General features: G+C 72.1%; 15 protein-coding genes. 7 read left to right on the top strand and 8 right to left on the bottom strand.

Annotation, left to right across the window (positions count from 1 at the left end):
• Positions 1 to 3: 3 nt before the first annotated feature.
• The 4 genes from AC07FT_RS15620 to AC07FT_RS15635 are packed head-to-tail and all read right to left on the bottom strand — an operon-like array spanning position 4 to position 5890.
• The gene (locus AC07FT_RS15620) at positions 4 to 1170 is read right to left on the bottom strand and encodes an acyl-CoA dehydrogenase family protein (RefSeq protein ID WP_471204153.1); all 1167 of its coding nucleotides are present in this window, start codon (positions 1168 to 1170) and stop codon (positions 4 to 6) included.
• Between the two features lie 3 nt (positions 1171 to 1173).
• Positions 1174 to 2136 (bottom strand): hydroxymethylglutaryl-CoA lyase, encoded by a 963-nt coding sequence (locus AC07FT_RS15625; protein WP_479176671.1) that lies wholly within the window; start codon positions 2134 to 2136, stop codon positions 1174 to 1176.
• Positions 2136 to 4232 carry an acetyl/propionyl/methylcrotonyl-CoA carboxylase subunit alpha gene (locus AC07FT_RS15630; protein WP_479176672.1) on the bottom strand — a complete coding sequence of 699 codons (2097 nt, stop codon included), beginning with the start codon at positions 4230 to 4232 and terminating at the stop codon, positions 2136 to 2138. The genes AC07FT_RS15625 and AC07FT_RS15630 overlap by 1 nt, the downstream gene beginning before the upstream one ends.
• A 14-nt stretch (positions 4233 to 4246) precedes the next feature.
• Positions 4247 to 5890, bottom strand: a complete 1644-nt coding sequence (locus AC07FT_RS15635; protein ID WP_254740688.1) for a carboxyl transferase domain-containing protein — start codon at positions 5888 to 5890, stop codon at positions 4247 to 4249.
• A gap of 99 nt (positions 5891 to 5989) precedes the next feature.
• Between AC07FT_RS15635 and AC07FT_RS15640 the strand changes: the two genes are divergently transcribed.
• From AC07FT_RS15640 to AC07FT_RS15650, 3 genes are all read left to right on the top strand, one after another.
• A complete protein-coding gene (locus AC07FT_RS15640; protein WP_479176673.1) occupies positions 5990 to 6616 on the top strand; it encodes an SACE_7040 family transcriptional regulator in 627 nt (208 codons plus the stop codon).
• 133 nt (positions 6617 to 6749) lie between these two features.
• A complete protein-coding gene (locus AC07FT_RS15645; RefSeq protein ID WP_479176674.1) occupies positions 6750 to 7907 on the top strand; it encodes an acyl-CoA dehydrogenase family protein in 1158 nt (385 codons plus the stop codon).
• Between the two features lie 63 nt (positions 7908 to 7970).
• Positions 7971 to 8858 (top strand): acyl-CoA thioesterase, encoded by an 888-nt coding sequence (locus tag AC07FT_RS15650; RefSeq protein ID WP_479176675.1) that lies wholly within the window; start codon positions 7971 to 7973, stop codon positions 8856 to 8858.
• 153 nt (positions 8859 to 9011) lie between these two features.
• Here the strand turns inward: AC07FT_RS15650 and AC07FT_RS15655 are convergent, their stop codons facing one another.
• Complete coding sequence (locus AC07FT_RS15655; protein WP_431771114.1) at positions 9012 to 9821, bottom strand: phosphatase; 810 nt, start codon at positions 9819 to 9821, stop codon at positions 9012 to 9014.
• Positions 9822 to 10014: 193 nt separating this feature from the next.
• The gene (locus tag AC07FT_RS15660; RefSeq protein ID WP_254740681.1) at positions 10015 to 10218 is read right to left on the bottom strand and encodes a cold-shock protein; all 204 of its coding nucleotides are present in this window, start codon (positions 10216 to 10218) and stop codon (positions 10015 to 10017) included.
• A gap of 284 nt (positions 10219 to 10502) precedes the next feature.
• Between AC07FT_RS15660 and AC07FT_RS15665 the strand changes: the two genes are divergently transcribed.
• From AC07FT_RS15665 to AC07FT_RS15675, 3 genes are all read left to right on the top strand, one after another.
• Positions 10503 to 10805 carry an SCO5918 family protein gene (locus AC07FT_RS15665; RefSeq protein ID WP_471204141.1) on the top strand — a complete coding sequence of 101 codons (303 nt, stop codon included), beginning with the start codon at positions 10503 to 10505 and terminating at the stop codon, positions 10803 to 10805.
• 88 nt (positions 10806 to 10893) lie between these two features.
• Positions 10894 to 11877, top strand: coding sequence for an agmatinase (gene speB, locus AC07FT_RS15670; protein ID WP_479176676.1), 984 nt, complete (start codon positions 10894 to 10896; stop codon positions 11875 to 11877).
• 809 nt (positions 11878 to 12686) lie between these two features.
• Positions 12687 to 15425 carry a glycosyl hydrolase family 65 domain-containing protein gene (locus tag AC07FT_RS15675; RefSeq protein ID WP_479176677.1) on the top strand — a complete coding sequence of 913 codons (2739 nt, stop codon included), beginning with the start codon at positions 12687 to 12689 and terminating at the stop codon, positions 15423 to 15425.
• Between the two features lie 120 nt (positions 15426 to 15545).
• On the opposite strand, the gene AC07FT_RS15680 is transcribed toward AC07FT_RS15675, so the two are convergent.
• A complete protein-coding gene (locus AC07FT_RS15680; protein ID WP_471204133.1) occupies positions 15546 to 16568 on the bottom strand; it encodes an AraC-like ligand-binding domain-containing protein in 1023 nt (340 codons plus the stop codon).
• Between the two features lie 185 nt (positions 16569 to 16753).
• A complete protein-coding gene (gene map, locus AC07FT_RS15685) occupies positions 16754 to 17521 on the bottom strand; it encodes a type I methionyl aminopeptidase (RefSeq protein WP_479176678.1) in 768 nt (255 codons plus the stop codon).
• A gap of 76 nt (positions 17522 to 17597) precedes the next feature.
• Between map and AC07FT_RS15690 the strand changes: the two genes are divergently transcribed.
• Positions 17598 to 17873 (top strand): helix-turn-helix domain-containing protein, encoded by a 276-nt coding sequence (locus tag AC07FT_RS15690; protein ID WP_471204130.1) that lies wholly within the window; start codon positions 17598 to 17600, stop codon positions 17871 to 17873.
• Positions 17874 to 17877: the final 4 nt, after the last annotated feature.

Here is a 17877-nt window from a genome sequence, read left to right on the forward strand (position 1 = left end):
CCATCAGCCCGCGAAGCCCAGCTCCCGGGCGATCAGCATCCGCTGGACCTCACTGGTGCCCTCACCGATCTCCAGGATCTTGGAGTCGCGCCACATCCGGGCCACCGGGTACTCGTTCATGAAGCCGTAGCCACCGTGGATCTGGGTGGCCTCCCGGGCGTTGTCCACCGCGACACCGGAGGAGTAGAGCTTGGCGATCGACGCCTCCTTCTTGAACGGCTCCCCGCGGACCAGCCGGGACGCCGCGTCACGCCAGGCCACCCGCGCCATATGGGCGCGCATCTCCATGTCCGCCAGCTTGAACTGGATCGCCTGGTTGGCACCGATGGGACGGCCGAAGGACTCCCGGGTCTTGGCGTACGACACCGACTCGTCCACACAGCCCTGGGCCAGCCCGGTGGCCAGCGCCGAGATCGCGATCCGGCCCTCGTCCAGTATCCGCAGGAACTGGGCGTAGCCCCGGCCTTTCTCGCCCAGCAGATTGGCCGCCGGGACCCGGCAGTCGGTGAAGGACAGCTCGCGGGTGTCCGAGGCGTTCCACCCGACCTTGGAGTAGGGGGCGGCCACGCTGAACCCGGGGGTGCCGGCGGGCACGATGATGGAGGAGATCTCGGGGCGGCCGTCCGGCTTGCGGTCGGTGACGGCGGTGACCGTGACCAGCGCGGTGATATCCGTACCGGAGTTGGTGATGAAGCACTTGGAGCCGTTGATCACCCACTCGCCGGTGGCCTCGTCCAGCCGCGCGGTGGTGCGGGTGGCGCCCGCGTCCGAACCGCCGCCGGGCTCGGTCAGCCCGAAGGCGCCCAGCGACTCACCGGAGCACAGCCCCGGCAGCCACTGCCGCTTCTGCTCCTCGGTGCCGTAGAGGAAGATCGGCATCGCGCCGAGGGAAACCCCGGCCTCCAGGGTGATCGCCACCGAGGAGTCGACCCGCGCCAGCTCCTCGAGGGCCAGGCCGAGCGCGAGATAGTCGCCGCCCATCCCGCCGTACTCCTCGGGGAAGGGCAGTCCGAACAGGCCCATCCGGCCCATCTCCCGGATGATCTCGTACGGGAACTCATGCTCCTCCCAGTACTTCCCGATCTTCGGGGCGACCACGTCCTGCGCGAACTCCTCGACGGTGCGGCGCAGTTCCTCGTGCTCGGTGGAGAGACGGTGGTCGATCGTCATGACTCAGATCTCCTTCTGGGAGAGGGCGCGGACGGTACGGGACGGGCTGGGCCGGCCCAGGTGCCGGGCCATCCACACGCTGGTGGCGGTGAGACGGCCGAGGTCGACCCCGGTCTCGATGCCGAGGCCGTCGAGCATCCACACCAGGTCTTCGGTCGCGAGATTGCCGGTGGCGCTCTTGGCGTAGGGACAGCCGCCGAGGCCACCGGCGGAGGCGTCGACGGTGGTGACACCGTGCTGGAGGGCGGCCAGGGTGTTGGCGAGCGCCTGGCCGTAGGTGTCGTGGAAGTGCACCGCCAGCCGGTCATCGGCCACGCCCGCCTCGTTGAGCGCGCTCAGCAGCTCGGTGACATGGCCGGGGGTGGCCACACCGATGGTGTCGCCGAGGCTCAGTTCGGCACAGCCCATCTCGATCAGACGGCGGCTGACCGAGACGGTCTGGGAGACCGGGACCGGTCCCTCCCAGGGGTCGCCGAAGCACATCGACAGATAGCCGCGCACCGTCGCCCCGGCCTCCAGGGCCCGGGTGACCACCGGTGCGAACATCTCCAGCGCCTCGTCCACCGTGCGATTGAGATTGGCCTTGGCGAAGGATTCGGTGGCGCTGGCGAAGACGGCGATCTCCCGGGCGCCCAGGGCGAGCGCGCGCTCCAGCCCGCGCTCATTGGGCACCAGCACCGGGAGCCGGGCGGGGACATCGTCGATCAGCGGCATCAGCTGCTCGGCGTCGGCCAGTTGGGGCACCCACTTGGGGTGGACGAAGCTGGTGGCCTCGACCGTGTCCAGGCCCGCCTCGGCCAGCCGCCGGATGAACTCGGCCTTCACGGCCACCGGCACCAGCGTCTTCTCGTTCTGCAAGCCGTCCCGCGGGCCCACCTCATGGATCCGGACCCGGGCGGGCAGCCCGGAGGCCGGAACGGTCATGGGGAGCCCGGCCGGTCCGGCGGGGGTGTCCGGCACGGACATCACATACGCTCCTCGGTCTCGCCGGTCCCGGACGGGGTGACGACCGCCAGCAGCTGGTCCATGGCGACCGTGCTGCCGGGGGTGACATCGAGCTCGGTGACGGTGCCGTCGTGCGGGGCGGAGATGAGGTGCTCCATCTTCATCGCCTCGACCACCAGCAGCCCCTGGCCGGCGGTGACCTCGTCACCGACGGCCGCCTTGACCACCGTGACGGTGCCGGGCATCGGGGCGGTGAGCTCCCCGGCGTGGGCGTCGGACCCGCCGCCGCGCAGCGCCTCCTCGACCGGGTCGTGGCCCACCACGCGCCAGGTGTCGGCCTCGCGCCCCAGCCACTGGCTCGCGCCGTCCGCGACGTGGCGGAAAGGGAAGGTGACCCCGGCCAGATCGAGCACCACCCGGTCGTCGCCCGCGCCGAGCCCGGTCAGCCGGGCCCGCAGGGGCTCGGCCGCGGGCGCGTCCTGGGCGGCCGGGGTGTCGTCCTGGCGCTCGATCACCACATCGGCGCCCTGGGCCCGGCCGCGCACCCGCACGGTGACCGGGGAGTGGCCGGAGATCCGCAGCCGGTGGACGGTCCAGGCGGGTGTGCCGCCCAGCCGCCAGCCGGTCGGCACCGAGAACGGGTCCACCCAGCCGCCGGACTCCGGCCGCGCATCGTCCCCGCCCGGCTCCAGGGCCGCCTGGCGCAGCAGCGCGGCGGCGGCATAGACCTCGTCCGGGACCCGCTCGGGGACCAGGGAGGCCGCCGCGCGGTCGACCAGTCCGGTGTCCAGCTCGCCGGAGACCACCTGGGGATGGGCGGCCAGCCGGCGCAGGAAGCCCGCATTGGTGTCCACGCCCAGCACGCTCAGCTCGGCGAGGGCGGCCCGCAGCCGGCGGAGCGCGGTGGGGCGGTCCGGCCCATGGGCGATGACCTTGGCGAGCATCGGGTCGTAGGTGGTGCCGACCTCGGTGCCGGTGCTCAGCCCGGAGTCGACCCGGACGCCTTCGCCGACGGGCTCGTCCAGCGCCAGCACGGTGCCCGCGGACGGCAGGAAGTCCACCCGGTCGCCGGTGGCCCGGGCGGTCTCGGCGCAGATCCGGGCCTCCACGGCATGGCCGGTGAAGGTGATGTCCTCCTGGGCGTGGGGCAGCGGCTCGCCGGCCGCCACCCGCAGCTGCCACTCCACCAGGTCCAGCCCGGTGATCAGCTCGGTCACCGGATGCTCGACCTGGAGGCGGGTGTTCATCTCCATGAAGCAGTACGCGGAGGGATCGTCACCCGGGACGATGAACTCCACGGTGCCCGCGCCGACATAGCCGCACGACCGCGCCGCGGAGGCTGCCGCCTCGCCCATCAGCGCCCGGGTGGCCTCGTCCAGCAGCGGACTGGGCGCCTCCTCGATGATCTTCTGGTGACGGCGCTGGAGCGAGCACTCGCGCTCGCCGAGGTGGATCACTCCGCCATGGCCGTCGGCGAGCACCTGGATCTCGATATGGCGCGGCCGGTCGATCCAGCGCTCCACGAGCAGGGTGTCATCGCCGAAGGCACCGCGCGCCTCGCGCCGGGCGGCCGCGATCTCGTCCGCGAGCAGCGCCTCGTCCCGCACCAGCCGCATGCCCTTGCCGCCGCCGCCCGCCGAGGGCTTGAGCAGCACCGGCATCCCGATCTCCCGGGCCGCCTCGGTGAGCTGGGCGTCCGTCAGACCGCTGCCGGAGGAGCCGGGCACCACCGGCACCCCGGCCGCGCGCACCGTCTCCTTGGCACGGATCTTGTCGCCCATCAGCTCGATGGCATCGGCCGGGGGGCCGATGAAGGCCAGCCCGGCATCGGCACAGGCGCGGGCGAAGGCCGCGTTCTCCGCGAGGAAGCCGTAGCCGGGGTGGACGGCCTGGGCGCCGGTGCGCGCCGCCGCCTCCAGCAGCCGCTCGATCGACAGATAGCTCTCCGCGGCCTGGGCGGGGCCGATCCGCACGGCGGTGTCCGCCTCCCGCACATGGCGGGCGTCCGCGTCGGCGTCGCTGTAGACGGCGACCGAGCGCACCCCGAGCCGCCGCAGGGTGCGGATGACGCGTACCGCGATCTCACCGCGGTTGGCCACCAGGACTGTCTCGAACATCGGGTGCATTCCCCTCACATCCGGAAGACGCCGTAGCCGGGCGCCGCGGGGTCCTTCTCGGGCAGCGGGGCGCTCGCACACGCCGTGAGCGCGAGACCGAGCACCGTACGGGTCTCCAGGGGGTCGATCACTCCGTCGTCCCACAGCCGGGCGGTGGCGTAATAGGCGCTGCCCTGGGTCTCGTACTGCTCGCGGACCGGGGCGCGGAACGCCTCCTCGTCCTCGGCGCTCCACTCCTCGCCGCGCGCTTCGAGCTGGTCGCGCTTGACGGTGGCGAGCACCGAGGCGGCCTGCTCACCGCCCATCACCGAGATCTTGGCGTTGGGCCACATCCACAGGAAGCGCGGTGAATAGGCCCGGCCGCACATCGAGTAGTTCCCCGCGCCGTAGGAACCGCCCACCACCACGGTGAGCTTGGGGACCCGGGTGCAGGCCACGGCGGTGACCATCTTGGCGCCGTGCTTGGCGATACCGCCCGCCTCATAGCTGCGGCCGACCATGAAGCCCGAGATGTTCTGCAGGAAGACCAGCGGGATACCGCGCTGGTCGCACAGCTCGATGAAGTGGGCGCCCTTCTGGGCGGATTCGGAGAACAGGATGCCGTTGTTGGCGACGATGCCCACCGGGTGGCCCATGATCCGGGCGAAGCCGGTGACCAGCGTGGTGCCGAACTCGGCCTTGAACTCGGCGAACCGCGAGCCGTCCACCACCCGCGCGATCACCTCGCGCACGTCGTACGGGGTGCGGGAGTCGACCGGCACCGCCCCGTACAGCCCCGCGGGGTCCACCGCGGGCTCCTGGGACGGCTCCACCCGCCAGGGCAGCGCGCCCCGCTGGGCGGGGGAGGACGGCAGGGTGGCGACGATGTCGCGGACGATCCGCAGCGCGTGGGCGTCGTCCTCGGCGAGGTGGTCGGTGACGCCGGAGACCCGGGAGTGGACCTCCCCGCCGCCCAGCTCCTCGGCGGTGACCACCTCACCGGTGGCCGCCTTCACCAGCGGCGGCCCGCCCAGGAAGATGGTGCCCTGGCCGCGCACGATGACCGCCTCGTCGCTCATCGCCGGGACATAGGCGCCGCCCGCGGTGCAGGATCCGAGCACCGCCGCGACCTGGGGGATCCCGGCGCCGGACATCCGCGCCTGGTTGAAGAAGATCCGGCCGAAGTGGTCACGGTCGGGGAAGACCTCGTCCTGCATCGGGAGGAAGGCGCCGCCGGAGTCGACCAGATAGACACACGGCAGCCTGTTCTCCAGCGCGACCTCCTGGGCGCGCAGATGCTTCTTCACCGTCATCGGGTAGTAGGTGCCGCCCTTGACGGTGGCGTCATTGGCGACCACGACCACCTCGCGGCCCGCGACCCGGCCGATCCCGGCGATCACACCCGCCGCCGGGGCCTGCCCGCCGTACATCCCGTCGGCCGCGAGCGGGGCCAGCTCCAGGAAGGGGGAGCCGGGGTCCAGCAGGGTGTCCACCCGGTCGCGCGGCAGCAGCTTGCCGCGCGAGGTGTGGCGCGCCCGCGCCTTCTCGCCGCCTCCCAGCCGCGCCGCGGCCAGCTTCTCGCGCAGGCGCGCGGCCAGCTCGCGGTGCGCGGCCTCATTGGCCTTCCAGGCGTCGGACGCCGGGTCGGCGCCGCTCCGCAGCACCGGTGCCTGCTCCATCGGTTCGAGCCCCCTCGCTCGCTTCGCCGGACGGGTTAATAAGCGTTAACCCACCCATCAGGTTAACGACCACTAACCCCGCTGTCTAGAATTGATTTCATGAGCACGCATGCCCCCGCCCCGACCCGCCGTGAACAGATCCTCAAGGAGGCCGCGCGGCTCTTCGCCGAGCGCGGGTTCCACGGTGTCGGCGTCGACGAGATAGGCGCGGCGGTCGGTATCAGCGGCCCCGGCCTCTACCGCCACTTCGCGGGCAAGGAGGCGATGCTCGCGGAGCTCCTGGTGGGCATCAGCGGCCGGCTGCTGACCGGCGGGAAGAGGCGCGCCGCCGAGGCCGAGGGCGGCGGTCTGAGCCCGGCCGGGGTGCTGGACTCCCTCATCGAGGGGCATATCGACTTCGCCCTGGACGACCGGCCGCTGATCATCCTCCACGACCGTGAGCTGGACCGGCTCCGGGACACCGACCGCAAGCTGGTGCGCTCGCTCCAGCGGCAGTACGTGGAGCTGTGGGTCGAGGTGGTGCGCACGGTCTACCCCGGGCTCGCCGAGGCCGAGGCCCGCGCCTGTGTGCACGCCGTCTTCGGGCTGCTGAACTCCACCCCGCACCTCGGCCGCCCCGGCGCGCTCCCCGGTCGCGAGGCCACCGCCGCCCTGCTGCACCGGCTGGCGCTGGGCGCCTTCGCGGCCGCCCACGCCGCCGACGGTTCCTCTGGACAGGGTCGCTGACCGGCCGGTAGCTTTCGCTGAGCAAGCGCTTAGGCGCCTGCTGTCAACCCGGCATGGTGCGACCACGGCGGCGCGCGGCCACGGCCGCGCGGGCGGAGGTGGCCGGGCCGCGAGAACGAGTAGGGAGTGGCTGATGCGCCGCACGGTGTTCAACGAGGACCACGAGGCGTTCCGGCAGACCATCCGTGACTTCATCGCGGCCGAGGTCGTGCCGTACTACGACGCATGGCGCGAGGCCGGTCAGGCCCCCCGTGAGTTCTACAAGAAACTCGGTGAGCTGGGCGTCTTCGGGATCGAGGTCCCCGAGGAGTACGGCGGCGCGGGCGAGACCAGCTTCAAGTTCAACGCGGTGATCACCGAGGAGTGCGCCCGCGCCGGGGTCAGCTTCGGCGGCAGCGGGGTGCACACCGCGCTGTGTCTGCCCTATCTGCTGGCGTACGCCACCGAGGAGCAGAAGCGGCGCTGGCTGCCGCCCTTCGTCAGCGGCGAGATGATGACCGCCATCGCCATGACCGAGCCCGGCACCGGTTCGGACCTGGCGGGTATGAAGACCACCGCCAAGCTCTCCGAGGACGGCACCCACTACGTCCTCAACGGTGCCAAGACCTTCATCACCGGCGGGGTGCTCGCCGACCGGGTGCTGGTCTGCGCCCGCACCGCCCCCGCCACCGCCGAGGACCGCCGCGCGGGCATATCCATCCTCGTGGTCGACACCACGAGCGAGGGTTACGCGGTCGGCAGGCGGCTGGAGAAGCTCGGCCTGAAGACCTCCGACACCGCCGAACTCTCCTTCACGGACGTCAAGGTGCCGGTGGAGGACCTGCTCGGCGAGGAGGGCAAGGCGTTCGGCTACCTCGCCCACAACCTGCCCCAGGAGCGGCTGGGCATCGCCATCGGCGCCTACGCCCAGGCGGCCGCCGCCGTGGAGTTCGCCAAGGGCTACGTCCAGGACCGCACGGTCTTCGGGAAGTCGGTGGCGTCCTTCCAGAACACCAAGTTCACGCTCGCCGACTGCAAGTCCGAGGTGGACGCGATGCAGGCGGTCGTGGACCGGGCGCTGGACGCGCACGACGCCGGTGAGCTGACCGCCGCCGACGCCGCCTCCGCCAAGCTGTTCACCACCGAGCGCGCCAATGTCGTCATCGACAAGTGCCTCCAGCTGCACGGCGGTTACGGCTACATGATGGAGTACCCCATCGCCCGGCTGTACGCGGACACCCGCGTCAACCGCATCTACGGCGGCACCAGCGAGGTCATGCGCTCGATCGTCGCCAAGTCGATGGGGCTGTGATGGCCGCCCGCCCCGCCCGTCGGCGCCCCTGCCGCGGTATCGCTCTGCAAGACTGCGCGAACCATGAATGACGCACTCCAGGGCCTGCTCGAACTGCTCGACCTCGAGCGGATCGAGCGGGACATCTTCCGCGGCACCAGCGACGCCGCGCCCATGGTGCCCCGGGTCTTCGGCGGCCAGGTGGCCGCACAGGCGCTGGTGGCCGCGGGCCGCACCGTCCCTGACGACCGTTCGGCGCATTCGCTGCACGCCTACTTCCTGCGGCCCGGCGACCCCGGGGCGCCCATCGTCTACACGGTGGACCGGATCCGCGACGGCCGGTCCTTCACCACCCGCCGGGTGGTGGCCGTCCAGCACGGTCAGCCGATCTTCCACCTGTCGGCGTCGTTCCAGACGTACGAGGAAGGGCTCGAGCACCAGGAGCCGATGCCGGACGTCCCCGATCCGCTGTCCCTGCCGACCGCCGAGGAACTGCTGCCCCGCTACAAGGACCTCATCCGGCCGGAGGTCAGCAGACGGATGCTGATGTCCCGGGCGGCGGTGGACCTGCGGTACGTGGATGAGCCGCCCTACGGCAGCGTCGGACGGCCGCGTGAGGCGAAGTCGCGGGTGTGGTTCCGGACCAACGGCAAACTGGACGGCGTGGCCGACGACCCGCTGCTCCACGTCTGCCTGGCCACCTACGTCTCCGATATGACCCTGCTGGACTCGGTGCTGCTCGCGCACGGCCGGGGCGGCTGGGTGGTGGGGGACATCGTCGGCGCCAGCCTCGACCACGCCATGTGGTTCCACCGGCCGCTCCGGGTGGACGACTGGCTGCTGTACGACCAGGAGAGCCCCTCGGCGTCCGGCGGACGCGGCCTCGCCAAGGGCCGGATCTTCACCGCCGACGGGCGGCTGGCCGTCTCGGTGATCCAGGAGGGCGTCATGCGGGTGCCGCACAAGGCGTGACGGCGGTCTCCCGGACCTGCGGCGAGGGTCCGGGGCCCGGCGCGCGGCGGGGACGCGCGCCCGTGGTGCCGGAGTGCCCGATGGCTCGGCGCCTCGGCGCGTGAGCGGGCGAACGCCTCGGTGCGCCGGGGCGACGTACCGGGGCCCGGCGCGTCAGAAGCGGGGTTCGAGCCCCGCCGCGTCCAGCAGATAGGCGGTCATCGGGTCGTAGAACCGCGGATTGGTGACGTGGTCGTCCAGCGGGACGACCACCGAGAGGCTGCCCTCGGACTCACCGAGGAAGAGGGCGGGGTCATTGCAGTCCGCGTACCCGACGGCGTCGATGCCCCGCTGTCCGGCGCAGCCGGCCCAGCCGTGGTCGGCGACCACCAGATCGGGCAGCGGGCGCCCCTCACGGGCCAGCCCGTCCAGGATCGCCGCCATCGGCGCGGGGGAGTGGGTGTGCCAGAGGGTGGCCCCGCGCTCCAGCATCGCCACGTCGCAGAACTGGAAGACGTACCCCTCGTCCGCCTGGAGCCCGCCGGGGATCTCCACGATGTCGCAGCCCGCTGCCCGCAGCGCCGAAGCGGTGGCCCGGTGGACCTCCAGCAGCCCGCCGGGGTGGCCGGTGGCGAAGAGCACCCGCTCCTGGGTCTCGGCCGCCTTCCGCAGCACCGACGCCATCCGGTCCAGTGCGCCGACCGTGAGCTCGGGGTCGATGGTGTCCTGACCCGAGCGGTGCTGCGGATCGTCGATCACCCCGCACCGCTCCGCCATGACGGCCAGCACGTCCTGTTCGTCGGTCCAGCGGTCGCCCAGCTCCAGGCCGAGCCAGTAGTGGCGGTCGCCATTCGCCAGCTTGCGGTAGTGGGAGAGGTTGTTCTCCCGGGGAGTGGCGACATCGCCCGCGATGCGGGTCCGGACAAGGTGGTCGATCAGCTCGGCACGACTGGGCACGGTACTGGGTATGGGCATGTGGCCCATTGTCGCCCCTGCCGAGGCGGAATGGGGGCGTCCATCGCGTGGCGGACCGGGCCGGTCACGGCGTGACGAGGGTCACGTGACCTGCCGTGCGCAGGGCGCTGACGGCGCCGCCGCGGGGCCGTGCGCACGGCATGAACGAGCCGGGGCCCGCACCCTCGTCAGGTGCGGGCCCCGGCTGTCAAGCCGTGACGCGTCAGGCGGGAACGATGTTCTCGGCCTGCGGGCCCTTCTGGCCCTGCGTGACGTCGAACGACACCTTCTGGCCCTCGTGCAGCTCACGGAAGCCCTGGGCGGCGATGTTCGAGTAGTGGGCGAAGACGTCGGCGCCGCCACCGTCCTGCTCGATGAAGCCGAAGCCCTTTTCCGAGTTGAACCACTTCACGGTGCCAGTAGCCATGTCAATCTCCTTCAATGGGGGCTGAGTCGGAACCCGAATTCTTCGGATCCCGTGTCGCCGCAATGACCCCATCCGGAAATGACCGGTAAAAACAAAATGCGCCTGATGGCTACATCCCGTCAGGCGCACACGAAGTTCATGGGTACCAAAACTGCAACTGCAGGCAACTATAGCACGTGTCCCCGCCGGGTGGGGGAACCCGCGAGGTTTTGGGGCGCTTCCCCTGTGCCGCCCGGTGTGGGACGCTGGATTTCCCGATTCCCCACTCTCCCCGTTGAGGCACTATGCGCTGCATTATCGCCAATTTCGCCTTCGACCTGACCGCTCGGGAGGTGACGGAGGCGATGACCGGCGTCAGCCCCGAGCCCATCACCGGCCCCTCGGTCCGCATCGGGCGCCGCACCTACCCGGTGAAGCAGGTCGGGGCGGTGGTCACCCGCCAGGACCGGCGCGACTTCACCGCGGGTGAGGTCACCCGCGCCATGACGCGTCTGGGTTTCACCTGCTTCCCTGCGCCGGACGCGACCCCGGCCGACCCGGTCAAGAACGCTTCCGGGCTGCTGGGAGGCCCGTCGCAGGAGGGCTGAGCAAGTGGACGCGATGTCCAAATGACGGGCGCCGGATCCTCGGGAACGTACATGTGACGCGCGGGCGGATCTGCCTACGCTCCTCCGTATGACCACAGCACCCCGGCAGTCCGCCGCCCCCGTCGGCCCCGTCGACTCCTCCCGTGTCCCGCGCTTCGCCGGCCCCGCGACCTTCGCCCGGCTGCCGCGCGTGGACGAGGTCGGCGGCACCGCGGACGTCGCCGTGGTCGGTGTGCCCTTCGACAGCGGTGTCTCCTACCGGCCGGGCGCGCGGTTCGGCGGCAACGCCATCCGTGAGGCGTCCCGGCTGCTGCGCCCCTACAACCCGGCACAGGACGCCTCGCCCTTCGCTCTGGCGCAGGTGGCCGACGCCGGTGACATCGCCGCCAACCCGTTCAACATCAACGAGGCCGTCGAGACGGTCCAGGCCGCGGCCGACGACCTCCTGGACAGCGGCGCCCGGCTGATGACCCTGGGCGGCGACCACACCATCGCCCTCCCGCTGCTGCGCTCGGTGGCCCGAAAGCACGGCCCGGTGGCCCTGCTCCACTTCGACGCCCACCTGGACACCTGGGACACCTACTTCGGCGCCGAGTACACCCACGGCACGCCGTTCCGGCGCGCGGTCGAGGAGGGCATCCTCGACACCTCCGCCCTCTCGCACGTCGGTACCCGGGGTCCGCTCTACGGGAAGAAGGACCTGGACGACGACGCCAAGATGGGCTTCGGCATCGTCACCTCCGCCGATGTCATGCGGCGCGGTGTGGACGAGATCACCGACCAGCTGCGCCAGCGCATCGGTGACCGTCCGCTGTACATCTCCATCGACATCGACGTCCTGGACCCGGCCCACGCGCCGGGCACCGGCACCCCCGAGGCGGGCGGCCTGACCTCCCGCGAGCTGCTGGAGATCCTGCGCGGGCTGGCCGGCTGCCACCTGGTCTCGGCCGACCTCGTCGAGGTGGCCCCGGCGTACGACCATGCCGAGATCACCTCGGTGGCCGCCTCGCACACCGCCTACGAGCTGACGACGATCATGGCCCGCCAGATCGCCGCCTCCCGGAGCGAGTGACCTCCTCCGCACCTCTCGACCGACGCCCGGGTCGGGCGCCGCCCGCGCACGGCGGCGCCCGACCCGGCCGCGTAGGAGACTCCACGCGCCATCGAGTGGCGGCCGTTCCCATGTCCTCCGTCCGGCAAACGGCCGGCGAAAAGGAGGCCCCTCATGGGGAGTTGGAGCGACGGGGAGGATGTCGGCGGGTCGATCCTGTCGGCGCCGAGCGCCGCGTCCCGGGTAGCGGAGCGGATGACGGTGGTGGCCGGGCCGCCGCCTCGGCGAAGGAGGACCGCGTCGATCTGTTCGGCCTGAGCGACACCTACCAGGTGCTGCACGCGACGGCCCCGCCGTCGACCTGGTGGCGCCGGGGGCGGCCAGCAACACCCTGTGGCACCGGGTGCTCAACGGCAGCACCTGGTCGACCTGGCGGGACATCGGATCCAACGCCCTCTCGGACCGGGGGTGCGCAGCTGGGGTCCGGACCGGCTCGATGTCTTCGCCAAAGGGCCGTGACCACCAGATGCTGCACCGCTTCTGGAACGGCCAGACCTGGAGCGCGTGGCTTGACCTCGGCACCTTCGGCACCGATGACAACCCGGCGGCGGCGAACCCCTGTCCGCCGTACCGCTCCGTGCTTCCCCGGGGCGGTACGCGCGCGTCGGGGACCGCCCGGCACGCGGAGGTGACCGGGCCACCCATGCCATTCCCTCGCCGTACGGGCGTCTTGTGTTCATACATTGAAGACATTCGTCGATCCATTGACCCGTTGTGTTCACTTCTTTATGGTCGCTGCGACCGTCATCGGCGAACCACGACGGAGAACAATGACGTACTCCACCCCCCGGCCGCCCCGCGCCGCCCGGCTGATCGCACCGCTCGTCGTCTGCGGGCTGATCGCGGCGGTACCCACGGCTTCGGCCGGCCCCGTGTCCGAACCGTCCACGGCGGAAGGGGATGCCGCCGGGTCCTGCACGGACGGCTCCGGCGGCCGCCCGTCCGACGGCTGGTCGCTGTCGTCCCACCGGATCGATCCGAAGGACAGCTACCACGCCTACGTCGGCAACGGCTACCTCGGACAGCGGGTGCCGCCCCAGGGCACCGGCTACTCGGGAGGCGGTGACAAGACCGGCTGGCCGCTGTTCACCCCGCGCTACGACGGTTCCTTCGTCTCCGGGCTCTACGCGCACAACAAGCAGACCACCGACGACCGGCAGGTCGCCGCGGCCATCCCGACCTGGTCCACCCTCGAGGTGGCCACCGGGGGCGCCGCGGGCGAGACCTTCGGCCCGGGGACGTCCCCGGGCCGGATCTCCGACTACCGGCAGACCGTCCTGATGCGCTGCGGTCTGGTGCGCACCTCGCTCACCTGGACCGCGTCCGACGGCCGGGCCACCGACCTCACCTACGACGTCCTCGCCGACCGCCGCGACGCCCATGTCGGCGCCGTACGGCTGCGGATGACCCCGCACTGGAGCGGACGGGCCACGGTCACCGACCGGCTCGACGGACGCGGCGCCCGGCGGCTGACCGGGACCGGCGGCGGTGCCCACCGGGGCGGTTCGGTGGACGTCGGATTCCGCACCGACGGCACCCGCACCGAAGGGACCGTGGCCTCCACCCTGCGCCCCGGCCACGGGGTGCGGGCACGGGCCCAGGGAACCCCCGGCGCCTCCGGGAAGCTGAGCGCGCGTCAGGGCTTGCGCTTCCCGGTCCAGCGCGGCCGTTCCTACGCCTTCACCAAGTACGTCGGCGTCGACACCGCCCTGACCTCCCGCGCCCCGCGCGCCGATGCCCTCGCCGCCTCCCGGCGCGCCGCGGACCGGGGCTGGGACGCGCTGTTCGCGTCGCACACCGCCGCCTGGCGGAAGCTGTGGCGCTCGGACATCGAGGTGGCCGGGCGCGACCGGGCCGAACTGCGCTCCTGGGTGCGCTCGGCCCAGTACGGACTGCTGTCCGCCACCCGTGCCGGATCCCGTAACAGCATCGCGCCCACCGGACTGACCAGCGACAACTACGGCGGTCTGGTCTTCTGGGACGCCGAGACCTGGATGTACCCCGGGCTGCTGGCCACCCATCCCCAACTGGCCAGGTCCGTGGTGGAGTACCGCTACAAGACCCGCTCGGGCGCTCGTGCGAACGCCCGCAAGCTGGGCTACCCGGGGCTGTTCTACCCCTGGACCAGCGCCTCCCGGGGCGGGCTGTGGACCGAGTGCCACAGCTGGGACCCGCCGCACTGCCGCACCCAGAACCACCTCCAGAGCGATATCGCCCTCGCCGCCTGGCAGTACTACCAGGCGACCGGGGACCGCGGCTGGCTGCGCGACCGCGGCTGGCCGGTGCTCAAGGGGATCGCCGAGTTCTGGGCGGGCCGCGCCACCCGGAACGACGACGGCAGTTACTCCGTCAAGAACGTGGCCGGACCGGACGAGTACAGCAACGGCGTGGACGACGCGGTCTTCACCAACGCGGGCGCCGCCACCGCGCTGCGCCACGCCGCCCGCGCCGCCCGGCTGCTCGGCGAGGACGCCCCCGCCGCCTGGACCCGGATCGCCGACCGGCTGCGGATCCCCTACGACAAGAAGAAGGGAGTCTTCCAGCAGTACCGCGGCTACCAGGGGTCGATGATCAAGCAGGCGGACACCGTGCTGCTGATGTATCCGCTCCAGTGGCCCATGAAGGGCGGGACCGCCGCCCGGACCCTGGACTACTACGCCGGGCACACCGACCCCGACGGCCCGGCCATGACGGACTCGGTGCACGCCATCGACGCCGCCGCCATCGGTGAGCCCGGCTGCTCGTCGTACACCTATCTGATGCGCTCCATCAAGCCGTTCGTCCGCGGTCCGTTCCATCAGTTCTCCGAGGCGCGGGGGCAGAAGGCCGGTGCGCAGGACCCGTTGTCCGGTTCCCCGGCGCAGGACTTCCTGACCGGCAAGGGCGGTTTCCTCCAGGTCTTCACCCACGGGCTGACCGGGCTGCGGGCGGAGGAGGACCGGGTGCGGCTGGACCCGATGCTGCCGCCGCAGCTCCACGACGGTGTCACCCTGCGCGGACTGCGCTGGCAGGGGCGCACCTACGAGGTGGCGATCGGCCCGCGGGAGACGACCGTCCGGCTGACCGGCGGTGCGCCGTTCACCATCGAGACGCCGCGGGGCGGGAAGCGGACCGTGAGCCGGGACGCCCCCGCGGTGCTCCCGACCCGCCGTCCGGACCTGCGGCCGACGGACAATGCCGCCCGCTGCGTGAAGGCGACGGCGAGTTCGGAGGAGCCGGGGATGTACGCGGGCGCCGCCGTGGACGGCGGCGAGGCCACCGCCTGGGTGCCGAACGCCGCCGAGGGCACGCTCACCGCCGACCTCGGCCGGGTGGTGCGCGGGGCGGAGGTCACCCCCGAGTGGACCTCGGTGCGGCCCGCCTCGTACCGGGTGCGGACCTCGCTCGACGGCCACCACTGGCGTCCGGCGGGTGCGGGACCGGCCCGCTACGTCCGGGTGACGGTGCGTTCGTCGGACGACAAGAAGCGGGCGGGCGTCGCGGAGTTGAAGGTGACGCGCGAGCGCTGACCGCCCGGCGGGGGTGTCGTACGGCGTGCCCGTGACGGCGTTGCCCGGCGGCGTGCACAGGGCGTCAAGAACTGTGCAAGGGATGCCAACGACACCCCGGCCCCCGGCGGGCCATGCTGATCAGGTCAGGTAGGCAGGGTTTCGACGGGGGGAGCCCTGCCTGCCTGCGACCAGCGCCTCCTGGCGGAAGTCCCGGGGCGCGACGCCGTAGGCGCCGCGGAAGGCGCGGCTGAAGTCCGCGGCGTGGCTGAATCCCCAGCGGGCGGCGATGGCGTGGATGGGGGTGGCGCTCTGCGCGGGATCGGCGAGATCGCGGCAGCACCGCTCCAGCCGCTGGGCGCGGATCCACGCGGAGACGGTGTGGCCCCGCTGCTCGAAGAGGCGGTAGAGGTACCGCAGCGAGATGTGGTGGGCGGCGGCGACCGAGGCCGGGCTCAGCTCCGGCCGGTGCAGGTTCCGCTGGACGAAGTCCTCGATCCGCAGGAACAGGGCGCGCCGCCGGCTCTCCGGGGTGACGGCGGTGGTGTCGCGGCCCTCTCCGGCGTCGAGTTCATGTGCGAGCAGCGCGGTGAGCAGGTCGAGCAGGACGGTGCCCAGCCGCGGCGCGTCGGAAGGACGCAGCCGGTCGCCCTCGGTCGCCAGCCGGGTGAGGAAGTCGGCGAGCATCGCCCCGATCCCCTCGCGCCCGGACAGGGACCGTCCGAGCAGCCGGTCGAGCTCATCCGGCGGGAACGGCAGCAGCGCGGGGCGGATCGCCACCGACATCTCCTCCACCCGGCCCCGCACACTGGCCCCGTGGTACGGCCGGGAGGTGGAGGTGAGCATGAACTGCCGTCTGCCCAGTGTGGTGTTCCACCCCGCGTGCGACAGATCGGTCTCCCCGCGCACCACCAGCAGCAGGTGGTAGAGCTCGGGGTCCGAGCGCCGGATGTGCGCCGCCGACCGGCTGTTCCGCAGGGACGGTACGGAGGTGTAGGAGAGCGAGACCTCGCCCAGACCGACGCCCCGCATCGTGGCGTCGAAGTCGTCCTCGTGGTCCGAGCGCAGCTCCACCGGGATGGACACCTCCTCGGACAGGGCGCGCCACGCCGCGAACCGCTCGGCGGGCGGGATGTTGTCGTAGGCAAGCACCATCCCGGTCATCACCCTCCCGTATCGGGTCATCGCTCGGTGCGATCATCCCGAGCGGCCATCAATGTTTGATGAACGGTTCGGTGGTGAACAGTCCGCATCGGACCGATTCCGCGTGCATCCGTCCGATCCCCCGTGCGCCCTTGTCCGGACCGGTGCGCGGTGCGGCCCCGCCGCCGCGCCGGGCTCTCAGGCGGTCACAGCGCGGTCAGGACGCGGGGGCCGTCCTCGGTGATGGCCACCGTGTGCTCGCAGTGGGCGGCCCGGGTGCCGTCGACGGTGCGCAGCGTCCAGCCGTCGGGGTCGGCGGTGTAGTCGTCCCGCCCGCCCGCCATGAACATCGGCTCGATGGCCAGCACCAGCCCGTGCCGCAGTGGCAGACCGCGGCCGGGACGGCCCTCGTTGGGCACCGGCGGGTCCTCGTGCATCCGGCGGCCGATGCCGTGGCCGCCGAAGTCCGCGGGGATGCCGTAGCCCGCGGCACGGCCGACCGCGCCGACCGCGTGCGAGATGTCACCGAGGCGCGCCCCGACGACGGCCGCCTCGATCCCCGCCGCCAGGGCCCGCCGGGTGGTCTCGATCAGCTGCTGGTCCTGCGGGCGCGGGGTGCCGACGATGAAGCTCACGGCGGCGTCACCGGCCCAGCCGTCCACCGTCGCGCCGCAGTCGATGCTCACCAGGTCGCCGTCGCGCAGCCGGTAGCCGTTCGGGATGCCGTGGACGATCGCGTCGTTGACCGAGGCGCAGATGACCGCCGGGAAGGGGGTCGGGGCGAACTGGGGGCGGTAGCCGAGGAAGGGGGAGCCCGCTCCGGCCTCGTGCAGCACGGTCCGCGCCGTCTCGTCCAACTGTCGCAGCGACACGCCCACCGCGGCGGCCTCCTGGACGGCGGCGAGGGCGGTGGCCACGACCCGGCCCGCCTCGCGCATCGCGTCCAGGGACGCATCGGTCTTGATCTCCACCATGGGGGTGCTGCCTTCCGTCACCGCCGGGGCGAGCCCTCGGCGACCCAATTCTTATACCGGTATTAGTATCACGGTCATGGTGCGCACCCCTCTCACTCCGCTGGAACGCGAACGCGGCCGCTTCCTCGGCGCCCTGCTGCGGCAGGCCCGGGGCGAACGCAGCATGGCCGAGATCGCCGCCGCGGCCGGGATCTCCGCGGAGACCCTCCGCAAGATCGAGACCGGCCGGGCCCCCACTCCCGCCTTCTTCACCATCGCGACCCTGGCCGCCACCCTCGGCCTCGGCATGGACGAGATCGCCGCGCGCTGCGCCGCGGTCACCGCGCCACCGGAGGACAGCGCGGCGGCGTGATCCG

It is taken from the genome of Streptomyces sp. NPDC045899 (assembly GCF_056431485.1).